The organism is Clostridiales bacterium, from assembly GCA_025757645.1.
Classification (GTDB): Bacteria; Bacillota; Clostridia; order Oscillospirales; family Oscillospiraceae; genus CAG-103.
In genome coordinates, this window is the sequence record CP107216.1 from 19,684 (window position 1) to 33,611 (window position 13,928).

General features: G+C 64.0%; 11 protein-coding genes. 3 read left to right on the forward strand and 8 right to left on the reverse strand.

Going from position 1 to position 13,928, the window contains the following annotated elements:
- Nucleotides 1-67: 67 nt before the first annotated feature.
- Complete coding sequence (locus tag OGM61_00140; protein ID UYI84512.1) at nt 68-1,276, reverse strand: glycoside hydrolase family 3; 1,209 nt, start codon at nt 1,274-1,276, stop codon at nt 68-70.
- A 140-nt stretch (nt 1,277-1,416) separates the two neighbouring features.
- On the opposite strand from OGM61_00140, the gene OGM61_00145 reads away from it, so the two are divergent.
- The 3 genes from OGM61_00145 to OGM61_00155 are packed head-to-tail and all read left to right on the forward strand — an operon-like array spanning nt 1,417 to nt 3,730.
- The gene (locus OGM61_00145; protein UYI84513.1) at nt 1,417-2,544 is read left to right on the forward strand and encodes a CobW family GTP-binding protein; all 1,128 of its coding nucleotides are present in this window, start codon (nt 1,417-1,419) and stop codon (nt 2,542-2,544) included.
- On the forward strand, nt 2,537-3,502 hold the full coding sequence (locus OGM61_00150) for a GTPase (GenBank protein ID UYI84514.1): 966 nt from the start codon (nt 2,537-2,539) through the stop codon (nt 3,500-3,502). The genes OGM61_00145 and OGM61_00150 overlap by 8 nt, the downstream gene beginning before the upstream one ends.
- Nucleotides 3,503-3,550: 48 nt before the next feature.
- Nucleotides 3,551-3,730, forward strand: a complete 180-nt coding sequence (locus OGM61_00155; protein ID UYI84515.1) for a hypothetical protein — start codon at nt 3,551-3,553, stop codon at nt 3,728-3,730.
- Between the two features lie 17 nt (nt 3,731-3,747).
- Here OGM61_00155 and OGM61_00160 read toward each other — a convergent pair whose 3' ends face one another.
- From OGM61_00160 to hemW, 7 genes are all read right to left on the reverse strand, one after another.
- Complete coding sequence (locus tag OGM61_00160) at nt 3,748-4,566, reverse strand: ATP-binding cassette domain-containing protein (protein ID UYI84516.1); 819 nt, start codon at nt 4,564-4,566, stop codon at nt 3,748-3,750.
- The gene (locus OGM61_00165) at nt 4,559-5,491 is read right to left on the reverse strand and encodes an ABC transporter permease (GenBank protein ID UYI84517.1); all 933 of its coding nucleotides are present in this window, start codon (nt 5,489-5,491) and stop codon (nt 4,559-4,561) included. Before OGM61_00165 ends, OGM61_00160 begins: the two co-directional genes overlap by 8 nt.
- Before the next feature lie 28 nt (nt 5,492-5,519).
- Nucleotides 5,520-6,563, reverse strand: a complete 1,044-nt coding sequence (locus tag OGM61_00170; protein UYI84518.1) for an ABC transporter substrate-binding protein — start codon at nt 6,561-6,563, stop codon at nt 5,520-5,522.
- Between the two features lie 589 nt (nt 6,564-7,152).
- Entirely contained in the window at nt 7,153-8,670 is a 1,518-nt protein-coding gene (locus tag OGM61_00175; GenBank protein UYI84519.1) for a phosphodiester glycosidase family protein, read from the reverse strand.
- 136 nt (nt 8,671-8,806) lie between these two features.
- Nucleotides 8,807-10,750: a methionine--tRNA ligase gene (metG, locus tag OGM61_00180; GenBank protein ID UYI84520.1), complete on the reverse strand. Its 1,944-nt coding sequence runs from the start codon at nt 10,748-10,750 to the stop codon at nt 8,807-8,809.
- Between the two features lie 18 nt (nt 10,751-10,768).
- Complete coding sequence (locus OGM61_00185; protein ID UYI84521.1) at nt 10,769-12,586, reverse strand: VanW family protein; 1,818 nt, start codon at nt 12,584-12,586, stop codon at nt 10,769-10,771.
- Nucleotides 12,583-13,869 carry a radical SAM family heme chaperone HemW gene (gene hemW / locus OGM61_00190; protein ID UYI84522.1) on the reverse strand — a complete coding sequence of 429 codons (1,287 nt, stop codon included), beginning with the start codon at nt 13,867-13,869 and terminating at the stop codon, nt 12,583-12,585. Before hemW ends, OGM61_00185 begins: the two co-directional genes overlap by 4 nt.
- Nucleotides 13,870-13,928 lie beyond the last annotated feature (59 nt).

The following is a 13,928-nucleotide window of genomic DNA, read 5'->3' on the forward strand; positions in this document are numbered from 1 at the left end:
TGCGGGGCAGGCCGACCGGCCGCGCCCAGTATGAGGATACCACACCTTTCTTAAAAAATCATGAGTGTCAGCCGGTCTCCGGCAGCGGCACGATGCCGTGCGCGAGCTTGAGCTGCAGCACGCGCAGCACGCTCGCATCGAGCGCATCGGCCGTGAGCGTGCCGTCTGCGAGCGCCTGCTCCACGGCCGCGACCGCACCGGGCACGTCGCTGATCTCAAGCAGCATGTCGTTGCCGGCGGCGAGGGCGCGCACGGCCTTCTCCCCGTCGGTATACTGCGCGAGGGCCTGCATCTGCAGCCCGTCCGTGACGATGACGCCGCGGAAACCGAGGTCATAGCGCAGCAGGTTCGTGACGAGCTTGTGCGAGAGGGACGCGGGCGCATCATCCATCGTCGGCACGGTCAGGTGGCCGACCATGACCATGTCCGCCCCGGCGGCGATGCCGGAGACGAAGGGCTTGAGGTCCTCCTGCCGCAGCTGCGGGAGCGTCTTATCGACCGTGGCGGCGCCGTTGTGCGAGTCCGTGGCCGTACTGCCGTGGCCGGGGAAATGCTTCAGACAGCAGATGACCCCGGCGTCACGAAAGCCGTGCACGGCGGCGGAGACGAGCGTGGCCGCCTCGTCATAATCATCGCTGTAGGCGCGGTCGCCGATGGCGTTGCTGCGCTTGTTCGTCCAGACATCGGCCACGGGCGCAAAGTCGGTGTTGAAGCCGTAGGCCGCGATGTCGTGCGCGAGGGTCTGGGCATTGTCATACGCGCCCTGCGTGCCGAGACTGCGGTAGCTGTACATGCTGTTTAATTTCGTCGTGCCGACGGTGTTCATCAGGCGCGCGACGCGGCCGCCCTCCTCGTCCACGGTGACGAGCGGGGCCGTGGCGCAGGCAGATGAGAGCGCGGACGTGAGCGCCCGGAGCTGCTCGCCGGAGGTCATGTTGCCCGCCGAGAGCAGAAAGCCGCCGACCGGATAGTCGCGCAGCGCGGCGGCGAGGTCATCCGTCATGGCCGTGACGGTGCCGCCGTCCGTGAGCGTCTCGGGGTGCACGATGAGCAGCTGGCAGATCTTCTCACGCGTGCTCATGCCGTCGAGCAGCGTCTGCGCTGCATCCTTCTGGACGGCAGCGGACGTGCGGGGCGTGGGCTCGGGCTGCGCGGCGGTCTGCCCGCGCCGGACGCATACGACCACGAGCACGACCGCCAGTGCCGTGAGCACGAGCAGGTAAATGGCCGCGCGCCAATTTCGTTTTGCAGTTGTCCAAAAATCACTTCGTTTCATGCCGTCATTTTACCGCAGCGGCAGCAAAAACGCAATGCCATCCCATCGACGCGGCGGACTTGTTTCGTTCACAATTTCGTGCTATAATAATGGACAAAATTTCGGGGGCACGTGCTCCCAGACAGGAAGTGCTTTCTTTTATGACAAAAATTGATATTTTCTCCGGTTTTCTCGGCGCCGGCAAGACCACGCTCATCAAAAAACTGATCGCCGAGGCCTACACGGGCGAAAAGATCGTGCTGATCGAAAACGAGTTCGGCGAGATCGCCATCGACGGCGGCTTCCTCAAGGACTCCGGCGTGCAGATCAATGAGATGAACTCCGGCTGCATCTGCTGCAGCCTCGTGGGCGACTTTGCCGACGCGCTGCAGAAGGTGCTCACCCAGTTTCACCCCGACCGCATCCTCATTGAGCCCTCGGGCGTCGGCAAGCTGAGCGACGTCATCCGCGCCGTGCAGGGCGTGCAGTCCGACGAGCTGGTACTCAACGGCTTCACGACCGTCGTGGACGCGAACAAGTGCAAGATGTACATGAAGAACTTCGGCGAGTTTTTCAACAACCAGGTCGAGAACGCGAGCGCCATCATCCTCTCGCGTACCGAGGGTATCCGCCCCGAGAAGCTCGACGCCGCCGTGGCGCTGCTGCGTGAAAAGAACCCGACCGCCACGATCGTGACCACGCCGTGGACGGAGCTGGACGGCAAGCAGATCCTCGAAACGATGGAGCGGCGCGACACGCTGTCCGCCGAGCTCGAGCACCTCAAGGCCGAGGCCGCCGAGGAGGACGACGAGGACGAGCACGAGCACCATCACCACCATCACGATGATGACGAGCACGAATGCTGCTGCGGCCATCACCATCACCATGACGACGATGATGACGATGAACACGAGCACGAGCATCATCATGACCACGACGAGCATGACCACGAGCATGACGAGCATGACCATGACCACTGCTGCGGCCATCACCACCATCACCACCACGCGGACGAGGTGTTCACGAGCTGGGGCACCGAGACGCCGCGCAAATACACCGACGACGAGATCCGCACCGCGCTCGACGCGCTCATCAACGAGCACCGCTACGGCGTCGTGCTGCGCGCCAAGGGCATCGTGCCTGCGACCGACGGCGGCTGGATCCACTTTGACTACGTGCCCGGCGAATCCGACGTCCGCCGCGGCAGCGCACAGGTCACCGGCCGCGTGTGCGTGATCGGGTCGCACCTGGCCGAGGATGCACTGAAGGAGCTGTTCCACATTGGCTGACACGAAACAGCAGGCGCCGGATCTGCCGGTATACCTGTTCACCGGCTTTCTGGAGGCCGGCAAGACGAAATTCATTCAGGAGACGCTCGAGGACGAGCGCTTTCACAAGGGCGAGCGCACGCTGCTGCTGCTGTGTGAAGAGGGCGAGGAAGTCTACGAGCCGGACAAGTTCTGCGCCGGCAACGTCTTTGTGCGCAACATCGACGAAGAGGCCGACCTCACGGTCGAGCACCTGAAGGCGCTGCAGGACGAGATCCGCCCCGAGCGCGTGCTCGTGGAGTACAACGGCATGTGGATGCTCGACTCACTCTACGGCAACCTGCCGGAGGGCTGGGCGGTCGCGCAGGAATTCCTGTTTTGCGACGCGACGTCGTTTTTGAGCTACAACGCGAATATGCGCCAGCTCACGGTGGACAAGCTCAAGAGCGCCGAGCTCGTCGTGCTCAACCGCTACAACGACAGCATGGACCGCATGGAGATGCACCGCGTCATCCGCGCCATCTCCCGCCGGTGCGACATCGCGTATGAATACACCGACGGCAAGGTCGTGTACGACGACATTGAAGATCCGCTGCCGTTCGACCTTGACGCCCCGGTCGTCGAGATCGAGGACCGCGACTTCGCCATCTGGTACCGCGACATGTCCGAGGAGCCGAAGAAGTACGACGGCAAGACCATCGAGGTCAAGTGCCGCTGCCTCGTGCGCAAGAACGTGCCGAAGGGCTGCTTCATCGCCGGGCGGCACATCATGACCTGCTGTGTGCAGGACATTCAGTTCGCGGGCATCATCTGTGTGTGGGACCGCGCCGACGAGATCCGCAACGACGAGTGGGCCATCATCACGGCCCGGCTGGACTACAAGTTCCACCGCGCCTATGGCCGCAAGGGCCCCGTGTTCACGGTGCAGTCCGTGCAGGAGGTCGAAAAGCCGGAAGAACCGGTGGCCACGTTCTATTAAACCGCGAAGAAGCCTCGCAGAGTTTGCCGCCCGCAGGCGGCAAAGAAAATGCAATCATTTTTTCCGGCGGCATGTACGGCGGAAAAAATACTTTTCAGGCTGCAAGTGTGGAATTTGTGCGCCATCGGCGCGCAAATTATGCGCGCAGCAGACTGTAAACCTTTTGTCGGAAACCCCGAATGGGGTTTTCGACAAGTGAAAAAAATCAGCCGCCCGGTGGGCGGCTGATTTTTCTATGCCGAAATTCAGTTTGCCTTGTCCTCGGCCGTGGACAGCAGGACGCGGTCGTTATCAAACGCCTCGCCCGCCTTGGCGGCGAAGGCGTCGAGCAGGCCCTGCACGGTCATGTCCGCGCGCTCCGGGCCGGAGACATCAAGCACGATGCGGCCGGCGTCCATCATGAGCGTGCGCGTGCCGAGCTCGAGCGCCTGGTGCATATTGTGCGTGATCATGAGGCAGGAGATGCTGCGCTCCGACACGACGCTGCGCGTGAGCGCGAGCACCTTATCGGCCGTGACGGGGTCGAGCGCGGCGGTGTGCTCGTCGAGCAGCAGCAGCTCGGGCGTGACCATGGTGGCCATGAGCAGCGTCAGCGCCTGGCGCTGGCCGCCGGAGAGCAGGCCGACGGGCGTGTTCATGCGGTCCTCCAGCCCCATGTCGAGCTGGGCGAGCGCGTCACGGAAAAAGTCGCGGTCGCGGCGTGTCACGCGGCGGAAGGACTTATGCTTTTCCGGCGAGCGGAGGTAGGCCACGGCGAGGTTTTCCTCGATGGTCATGTGCGGCGCAGTGCCCTTGAGCGGGTCCTGGAACAGGTGGCCGATGCGGCGGCTGCGCTTGTGCGACGGCAGGAACGTGATGTCCCGCCCGTCGAGCGTGATCGTGCCGGCGTCGACGTAAAACACACCGGCGATGGCATTGAAGAGCGTGCTCTTGCCGGCGCCGTTCGAGCCGACGATGGTGGCAAACTCCCCGTTGGCCAGCCGGAGCGAGAGGTCGGACAGGGCGCGCTTCTCGTTGACGGTGCCGGCGTTGAACGTCTTGGAAATATGGGAAACTTCAAGCATCGGTCTCGTCCCCCTTTCCGGACAGGGCGCGCAGCTTGCGGGCGTTGGACTTGATCTTCGCCAGATGGACGTAGTCCTTCATGTTCGGCGCGGCGATGGCGACGGCCACGATGACGGCGGACACGAGCTTGAAATACTCGGCCGAGATGTTCAGCCGCAGCGCCAGCGCGATGATGAAGCGGTAGACGATGCTGCCGAGCACGACGCAGACGACGCGCTTGCCCACGCTGCCACGGCGGCCGGCAAAGACCTCGCCGATGATGAGGCTCGCCAGCGCGATCGTGACCATGCCGGTGCCGAGGTTGATGTCGCAAAACTTGTTGTATTCCCCGATCAGGCAGCCGGACAGCGCCGTGAGGGCGTTGGCCAGGCACAGGCCGATCGTGATGGTGGCTTTCGGATTGATGGAGGAAGCGCTGACCATATCCAGACTGTCGCCCGTGGCGCGGATGGACAGGCCGAGGGACGTGCCGAAAAAGCGGATGAGCACGAGCACGAGCACGGCCGCGATGAGCGCGAGCAGGATCAGCCGGCTCCACTGCCCGCCGACAAGGCCCTTGAAGAGCGAAAACACCGTGTCGACCCCGGTGATGGACACGTTGGACGAAAAGCCCATGACCGCGAGGTTGATCGTGTAGAGGCCGGTGTTCGAGATGATGCCGGCGAGGATGCTCTCAACGCCGAGGCGCGTCTGCAAAAAGGCCGTGATGTAGCCCGAGAGCATGCCCGCCGCCATGGCCGCGAACAGCGCAAGGATCGGGTGGCCGGCGATGGTGAGCATGGCGCCCACGGCGCAGCCGAGCGTGAAGCACCCGTCCGTGGACAGGTCGGCGATATTCAGGATGGAAAAGCTGATGAACAGCGCCAGCGCGACGAGGCCGTAAATGAGGCCGACCTCGAGCGCCGTCTGCAAAACGGTCAGCATGGAACTCCCTCCTTCGGGATGTCAGATATCAGTCAAAATTCTGCTGCGTGGTCGTCTCGAGCACGGAGCTGCACTTGCCGTCAAACGCCTGCTTCACGGCCGCGAGGTCGTAGCCGAGGGCGGCGCAGCTTTCGGTGTTGATCATGGCGATGCCGTTATCGAACGTGGTCACGGGCAGCGTGGCGGGGTCTTTGCCGTCAACGAGCACCTGCACGACCATGTCGGCCGTGATCGTGCCGAGCTTGGTGTAATCCACACCGTAGCCGACGAACGCGCCGTTGAGCGCGAAGGAGTCCGCGCCGCAGTACTGCGGGATCTTGGCATTGAGGAACTTCTCGTAGATGGCGAGCTCAGCGGTCATAATGGTGTTGTCGGTCGGGGTAAAGACGGCGTCGACCTTCTCGGCGATGAGCGCATCGACGGCAGAGGTGACTTCATCGGTGGTGGTGCCGGTCTTTTCCACGCAGCGGATGCCCTTGCCCTCGAGGTAGGCCTTCGCGTCCTCGATCGGCTGCTTGGAGGAATCCTCGCTCTTGGAGTAGAGCAGGCCAACGGTCTTGGTGTCCGGGTTCTGGGCGAGCATCAGGTCGAGCAGGCCCTTGGTATTGAGCGCGTCGCTCGTGCCGGTGATGCGGCCGCCGGGTGCGTCGAGCGAATCAACAATGCCGGCGCCGACGGGGTCAGACACGGCGGAAAAAACGATGGGGATCTCGGTGTCCTCGGTAGCGGACTGCATGATCTTCACGGCCGGCGTTGCGATCGGGACGATGAGGTCCACGCCCTTGCTGACGAGCTCGGCGCCGATCTGGTTGAGCGTCGTGCCGTCGGCCTGGCCGTTGTAGAGCGTGTAGTCGAACTTCACGCCCAGCTCCGTGGCCTTCGCGTCGAGCTCGGCCTCGATGGCCGCCTCGATCTGGTTGAGGGACGCATCGTCCACAAACTGCACGATGCCGACCTTATAGGTCTTGCCATCGGCCTTGGTGTCCTCGGTCTTGCTGCCGCAGGCGGACAGGCCCATGAGCGCGGTGACGGCGAGCACGCCGCCGACGATCTTCTGGAAAGTCTGATTCATAGTATATTCTCCTTCTATATTGAAAGCGGTTGGTTTTGAACTGTTCGGATACGGTCTGACGCGGCAAAAATTCTCCGGCCGCCACGCCATCGTCTGGTTTTGCGGGTCATCTGCATCCCTCCTGCGGTGATTTGAGCAATAAAAAAAGCCTCGTCCACGAAACGGTTCCATCCGTTTCATGGGACAAGACTGTAACTCCTGCGGTGCCACCCATGTTGGCGCTCATGCGCCCACTTTGCACGTACGATCATACGCTCCGCCGGATAACGGCCGCGGCCACCGTCGCCCCTCATGCTGCTGCAATCGGTTTGCCCTCACGAGTCCATTCGCCACCCGTCCGCTGCAGCGCTTCCACCGTCCGCTGCTCTCTGAAAGCTTCGTGAATGGGTACTCCTCTCGGTCATCGGTTTCTCGATGGTGTTACTCTACCACTTCCCGCGCCGGATTGCAAGCCCCATTTTCACGAATCTGCACCCGTTTTTCGGGAAATCTTTTGCGCATTGCGCACAAACGTCCCTGACCGGCGGTCAGGGACGCTTGCGTGTGTCAAACTCTGCGAGGCTGTTGGGGCTGTCCGGTCGCCGCAGCGTTAATTTCCGGTGTAGACGAAAGCGTTCGGCAGCGTGCGCCCGGCGGTGAGCGCGGGGTTGGAGCTGCGCATGATGTACTTGCCCTTGTACCAGATCATGGCGCTGGTGCCGCCGTCGAGGTTCATGGCCTGCATGCAGTCGTGCTTGGTCATGATGGCCGCGCAGTCCGGCACGCTGATGCCGACCGACGTCGTGAGCCGGCCCTCGACGAGCAGGGCGATGATCTCGCCGTACTTCGACTGGCCGAGGCAGGCGCGCGGCTGCAGGTCGGAGAAGCCGCTGCGGGCGTTGACGACCGTCTCCCCGTCGATGATCATGGCGGGCGAGAACTCGACCGCGTCCGTCGTGTCGGGCGAGACCGAGGAATCGCTGTCGCGGATGTAGATGCGGTTGTCCTTATGCAGCTCGAGGCGCTTATAGCCGTAGCCCATATGGCTGCCGTAGGACTTGCCGTTGCACATGGCGTAGCCCGCGAGGGTACCGCCGTTGCCGGTGCCGCCCGGGTCGATGAAGCCCGAGCCGGTCATGCCGATGACGCCGCCGTGGGCCTCGGCGATCTTGCCACAGACCTGGCCGACGCTGCCGAGCGTGGACGCGGCCTGCAGACTCAGGCGCGACGGGTCTTTCATAATAACGAGCACGCCGCGGTAAGTGCTGCCTTTCACGCGCGCGATGAGGATCTTGTTGCGCGCGTCGATCGCAAGCACCTGCTCGCCCTGGATGGTGCGGATGCTGGTGCCGTCAGCCGTGAGGGCGGACTTGTCGATGTTGATGCGGCTCCAGCCGGCGGCGAGGGCGTCGGGATGCTCCTTGACATACGCCTGCATGCTCGGCACATTGACCTCCCAGAAGAGGTTGTAAAACGCGATCTCTTCCTTGCTCATGCCCTTGGTGTTCGTGAGCGTCGGGTTGCGGGACTCGGACTCGCCTTCGTCCCACTCGCTGTTGATGCCGATCTGCGCCTCCCTGGCTGCCTCCATTTCGGCGAGGACCTTGTCAATGACGCTGCGTGGGATGAACGCCGTGGCCAGCCACTGGTGGCTGAGCGTGTTCATGGCCGTCTGGATATAGGCCGTGCGCCACTTGGCGATGAACGGAATGTCGGAATAGACCGCCGTCAGATACAATCCGGCCAGGATGGCCAGCACGAGGAACAAAATGAGCAGCCGGCGGCCGAGGCTCTTTTTCTTCTTCGGCTTTTTGGCCTTTTTCGCCTTGCGGCCGTGCTTGCCGGCCGCGGCCGGGGCGGCCTGCGGCGGGCGGCGGCGGGCATCCGGCGCGCTGCGGCGCGGCCGGGCGGCGTCATCCGTCCACTGGCTGGCATAAGCCTGCTGCGCCGGACGCTGCTGGGCGGGGCGCTGCGGCGCCGGACGCTGCGGCGCCGGACGCTGCTGGGCCGGGCGCTGCTGTGTCGGGCGCTGCTGGGCCGGGTGCTGCTGTGTCGGGCGCTGCTGGGCGGTATCGGAAGCGGGCCGCTGCGTGCCCGTGGGGCGCGGCGGCGAGGAAAACAGCTTCAAGAGGCGACTCCTCCTTTATGTACGGGAGATTACGAAGGGCTTGACGGCCGGGCGCGGAAAATGTTCCGCACGCCGCGGGAAAAACGGGAAGGCCCGCCGAGCGAGCCTTCCCGGAAACGTGCAGGGGTGCGGCCGCTCAGCAAAGCTGCGCGCCGGCGGGCACGCTGTCATCGAGCATGAGCAGGTTGAGCTTGCCGTCCTTCTCGGCCGAGAGGAGCATGCCGTTGGAGGCCATGCCCATCATCTTGCGCGGCGGCAGGTTCAGGATTGCCACGACGGTCTTGCCGACGAGCTCCTCGGGGCGGTAGTACTTGGCGATGCCGGAGAGGATCTGCCGGTCGGTGCCGCTGCCGTCGTCGAGCGTGAAGCACAGGAGCTTATCGGACTTTTTCACCGGCTCGCACTTGAGGACCTTGCACACGCGCATGTCGCACTTGGAAAAGTCGTCAATCGTCACATCCGGCAGCACAGGCGCAGACTTCGGCGCGGCGGCCGCTTCCTTCGCGGCCTTGAGTGCCTCGAGCTCGGCGAGTTCCTTGGCCATGTCGATGCGCGGGAAGAGCGTCTCGCCCTTGTGCACCGTGACGTCCGCGGGCAGCACGCCCCAGACGGCGGCATTGTCCCACGTGGTCTGCTCTGCCGCGGCGCCGATCTGCGTGAAGGCTTTCGCGCAGCTGTCGGGCATGAAGGGCAGCAGCAGCGTGACGGTGATGCGCAGCGTCTCGAGCAGGTTATACAGCACCGTGGCCAGGCGCGCGCGCCTGCTCTCGTCCTTGGCGAGGACCCAGGGCGCCGTCTCGTCGATATACTTATTGGCGCGGGAAATGACCTTGAACACCTCGATGAGCGCCTGCTGCGTGCCGAAATTGTCCATATAGCCGGCATACGTCTCACGCAGGGAGGATGCCATGGCGATGAGCTCATCGTCGAGCGCATCGTGCTCGCGCTCGGCCGGGAGCGTGCCGCCGAAGTACTTGATGACCATGGCGACGGTGCGGCTCAGGAGGTTGCCGAGGTCGTTGGCGAGGTCGGTATTGATGCGGGAGATGAGCAGTTCGTTGGAGAAGTTGCCGTCACTGCCAAGCGGGAACTCGCGCAGGAGGTAATAGCGCAGCGCGTCCACACCGTAGCGCTCGGCGAGCAAGACGGGGTCGACGACGTTGCCCTTCGACTTCGACATCTTGCCGCCGCCGAGCAGCAGCCAGCCGTGGCCAAAGACCTTCTTCGGCAGGGGCATGCCCATGCTCATGAGCATAGCCGGCCAGATGATGGAGTGGAAGCGCACGATCTCCTTGCCGACCATGTGCACGTCGGCGGGCCAGAACTTCTCGTAATCGTCGTACTTGTCGTTCAGGAAGCCGAGGGCCGTGCAGTAGTTGAACAGCGCGTCGACCCAGACGTAGACGACGTGGCCGGGGTCAAAATCGACCGGGATGCCCCACGTGAAGCTCGTGCGCGACACGCACAGATCTTCCAGGCCGGGGTCGATGAAGTTTTTGATCATCTCGTTGACGCGGCTGGCAGGCTCGAGGAACGTGCCGCTGAGCAGCAGCTCGCGCACGGGCTCGGCATACTTCGACAGGCGGAAGAAGTACGCCTCCTCCTCGGCATAGTGCACCTCGCGGCCGCAGTCCGGGCACTTGCCGTCGACGAGCTGGCTCTCGGTCCAGAAGCTCTCGCACGGCGTGCAGTACATGCCGGAATACTTGCCCTTATAGATATCGCCCTTGTCGTACATCTTCTTGAAGATGCGCTGCACGGCCTCGACATGATAGTCGTCCGTCGTGCGGATGAAGCGGTCGTTGGAGATGTTCATCAGCTTCCACAGCGCACGCACGCCGCCGGGGCCTTCGACGATGTTGTCCACGAACTGCTTGGGCGTGACGCCGGCAGCCTCGGCCTTCTCCTCGATCTTCTGGCCGTGCTCGTCCGTGCCGGTCAGGAACATGACGTCATAGCCGCACATGCGCTTGTAGCGCGCGATCGCATCGGTCGCAACCGTGCAGTAGGTGTGGCCGATGTGCAGTTTGTCCGAAGGGTAATAAATTGGGGTCGTGATATAAAACTTTCCTTTGCTCATACTGCATTCTCCTCTGTATTAGTCTTCACCGGCGTCACCGGGGTCGTAGACGGACGGATATGGCGTCGGCTGCGGCTGCGGCGTGGGGGTGGGCGTCGGCTTCGGCGCGGTGCTGGGGGTGGGCGTCGGCTTCGGCGTGGTGTCGTGCGAATGGTAGGTGCTGTTGGCCTCGAGCGTATGGCTGATCTGCTTGCCGTCCTTATCGTAGACCGTGCGGTAGGTCGTGGCGCGCAGGCCCTCGGACGTGTAGCTCATCTTGACATAGCTGCCGTCCACATCCGTGCCCCAGATCTCGACCGTGACGCTGCCGTTTTGGACATACGCCTTGATCTCGATCGGATAGTCGCGGTTGTTCGTAAATTTGAACTCCGGCCCGCCCCAGCTGACCGCGGCGTCCATGCCGGGCTCGATATAGGCCACGGGGAAGTAGTGGCAGGTGCGGGTGTTGATCTTGAGGTTCGAGACCATGGCGCAGTAGTACAGCGTGGACGACACCTGGCAGATGCCGCCGCCGACCTCCTGCACGACCTGGCCGTTGGAATAAGCGCCGGCCTCCTTGAAGCCGTTGGCCTTCGTGCGCTGGCCGACGACGTCGTTATACGAAAACGTCTGGCCGGGCTGGAGAATGACGCCGTTGATCTTCTCGGCGGCGAGCTTCACGTTCGTGATGCGGTTGCTGCTGCTGCCGGAGAGCGAGGTGGTCTTCGTGGCGAGCTTGTCGGCCAGGAGGTGCTGCTGCAGGCGCTCCTGCGTCATCTCGGGCTGCGTGAGCGTGGCCGGGATGGTGACGGTATCGCCGTTGGCGGCCGCGTCCCACAGGGGCTGGGCGGCGGCCACGTCAAACTGGATACCGACCTTGCTCTCGGTGGCGGACTGGGTCTCGGGGTCGTAGCCTGCGTTGACCGGGTCGCCGCAGACGGCGTCGTGCAGCTCCTGCAGCGTCATCTTGTCATCGCCGCTCATGTCGACCGGGTAGGCCGACGTGCCGAACTTGCCGGCGCGGATGTCGCTGAGCACGCGGTCGGCGACGGCAGCGGGGTCGAGCGTGATCATACTCGCGCCCTTGACGACAAGGATGGCGCTGTGCGCCTCGTCGATCTCGATGCTGCCGGCGGAGAGGCTGACGTTGATCTCGGCGGCCTCGCGCTCGATGCGCGTGCGCAGGGCGTCGGCGTCCATGTCGGCAAGGTTGTCCGAGGCGACGTCATGCCCCTTGAAGGCGCAGCGCAGCCACGTGAAGAAGTTGGTGAACACATTGCCGCTGCGGCCGTAGGCATAGGCCGTCTCGGCAGCGGCATCGGGCGTGGCGTCAAAGCCGATCTCCGTCGCGGTGACGGTGATGGACCGGTTGCCGGGGAAGGTCATGGTGAGCACCGGGGCGCTCGTATCGTCCCAGCCGGCGGCGCGGATGGCGTCCACCGCGGCGGACTGCGTCATGCCGCCGACGTCCGTGCCGCAGACAGAGACGTTCGGGAAAATGGCGCTCTTTTTCGCCACGAGCACCATGCCGACGGCACCCGCCGCCACGAGGACGGCCAGCACGATGAGCACGACGCGCACGGCGATCCGGCCGCCGCGGCCGCGCGGTTTTTTCTCTTTGGGCGCCGGCTGCTGCCGGGCGTCGGGCGCGCCGCGGCGCGCCGGCTGCTCCTGCCGGGGCACGGGCGGGCGCTGGGCCGCCGCCTGCTTCGGCGCGGCGGTGCGGCGGGCAGCCGCCTCGCTCTGTGCGGAACGGTTGGCGCCGCTGCGGTGTGCCGAGCGCTCCTGCGCTGCGAAATCCGCCGCCTCGCGGCGAGCGGCCGCGCTGCGCTTGGAAGTGTTGCCGTTGAGTTTCATTTACTCGAATCCCTGTCTTTCCCTGTCAAAATCGGATTATTCAGATATGTATTGCGGAACGCTTCCGCCTCGCTGGGCGGGAGCTTGGCGCGGGGCTGCCGTTCGATCTGCGGCTTCATCCACGGGTTGTGCTCGGCCTTGCGCTCGGTCTGCGCCTCGAGGAGCTTGCCGATGAGCACGTTCGAGATGAGAAAGCCCGCCGGCGTGAAGTGCCAGCGCTCCCCGTCCGCGACGGCCCAGCCGGAACGGACGAACGTTTCCAACTGCTGCGCGATGCCGGAAAAATCGCTGCGGTACAGCCGCGCATACTCCGCGCGCGACACGCCGTGCACGGTGCGCATACCGAGCATGAGATACTCCGCCGCGCGCTCGAAATCGCCGATGGTCTCGTACTCGTCGATCATGTCCTCGCCGTGGAGGACGCCCGCGATGTAGCGGTCGAGGTCGCGCACATAGCTGTAGCGCGTGCGGCCGATGCACGAGTGCGCGCCCGGGCCGAAGCCCATATAGTCGTCGAGCTGCCAGTACTTCAGATTATGCCGGGATTCATAGCCCGGTATGCTGAAATTCGAGATCTCATACTGTTCATAGCCGTAGCGCCGCAGCTCATCGACCATGCACAGGTACATGTCCGCCTGCTCGTCGTCCGACGGGATGAGGGGCGAATCCTTCAGCTCGTACATGGGCGTGCCCTCCTCGAGCTTGAGCCCGTAGCCGGAGATGTGCTCCGGGCGCAGGGCGATCGCCTTGGCGAGCGTGTCCGCCCAGTCGCTGCGGGTCTGGCTGGGCAGGCCGTAGATGAGATCGAGGCTGACGTTGTCAAACCCGGCGGTGCGGGCATTTTTCACGGCCATCTCCACCTGGTGGAAGCTGTGGCGGCGGCCGATCATTTTCAGGATATCATTGTTGGCCGACTGCATGCCGATGCTCAGGCGGTTGAAGCCCGCCTTGTGCAGGGCGCGCAGGTCGTGCAGGCGGACGCTGTCCGGATTGACCTCGACCGTCACCTCCGCGCGCTTGAGCAGGCGGCCGGTGGCCTTGACGGCGTCGAGCAGCTCGATGAGGCGCGCCGCGCCGTAAAAGCTCGGCGTGCCGCCGCCAAAATACACCGTGTCGATGTACGCCGGGGCGATGCGCCCGGCGCTCTCTTCGATGTGCTCGAGCAGGGCGTGCTGATAGTCCGCCATGCGGTCGGCCGCGCCGGCGCAGGAATAAAAATCGCAGTAGCCGCACTTGCTCGCGCAAAACGGGATATGGATATAGATACCGAGACGCGGTTCCATAGACAGCTCCTTACATGGGGATGCCCCGGCCGCCGGAGTGCGGCGGCCAGGGGGGATAG

Excerpts from the sequence above, each read along its gene's own strand:
- OGM61_00140 (UYI84512.1), bottom strand. The coding sequence starts at position 1,276 with ATGAAACGAAGTGATTTTTGGACAACTGCAAAACGAAATTGGCGCGCG.
- OGM61_00145 (UYI84513.1), top strand. The coding sequence starts at position 1,417 with ATGACAAAAATTGATATTTTCTCCGGTTTTCTCGGCGCCGGCAAGACC.
- OGM61_00155 (UYI84515.1), top strand. The coding sequence starts at position 3,551 with ATGCAATCATTTTTTCCGGCGGCATGTACGGCGGAAAAAATACTTTTC.
- OGM61_00160 (UYI84516.1), bottom strand. The coding sequence starts at position 4,566 with ATGCTTGAAGTTTCCCATATTTCCAAGACGTTCAACGCCGGCACCGTC.
- OGM61_00165 (UYI84517.1), bottom strand. The coding sequence starts at position 5,491 with ATGCTGACCGTTTTGCAGACGGCGCTCGAGGTCGGCCTCATTTACGGC.
- OGM61_00170 (UYI84518.1), bottom strand. The coding sequence starts at position 6,563 with ATGAATCAGACTTTCCAGAAGATCGTCGGCGGCGTGCTCGCCGTCACC.
- metG (UYI84520.1), bottom strand. The coding sequence starts at position 10,750 with ATGAGCAAAGGAAAGTTTTATATCACGACCCCAATTTATTACCCTTCG.
- OGM61_00185 (UYI84521.1), bottom strand. The coding sequence starts at position 12,586 with ATGAAACTCAACGGCAACACTTCCAAGCGCAGCGCGGCCGCTCGCCGC.
- hemW (UYI84522.1), bottom strand. The coding sequence starts at position 13,869 with ATGGAACCGCGTCTCGGTATCTATATCCATATCCCGTTTTGCGCGAGC.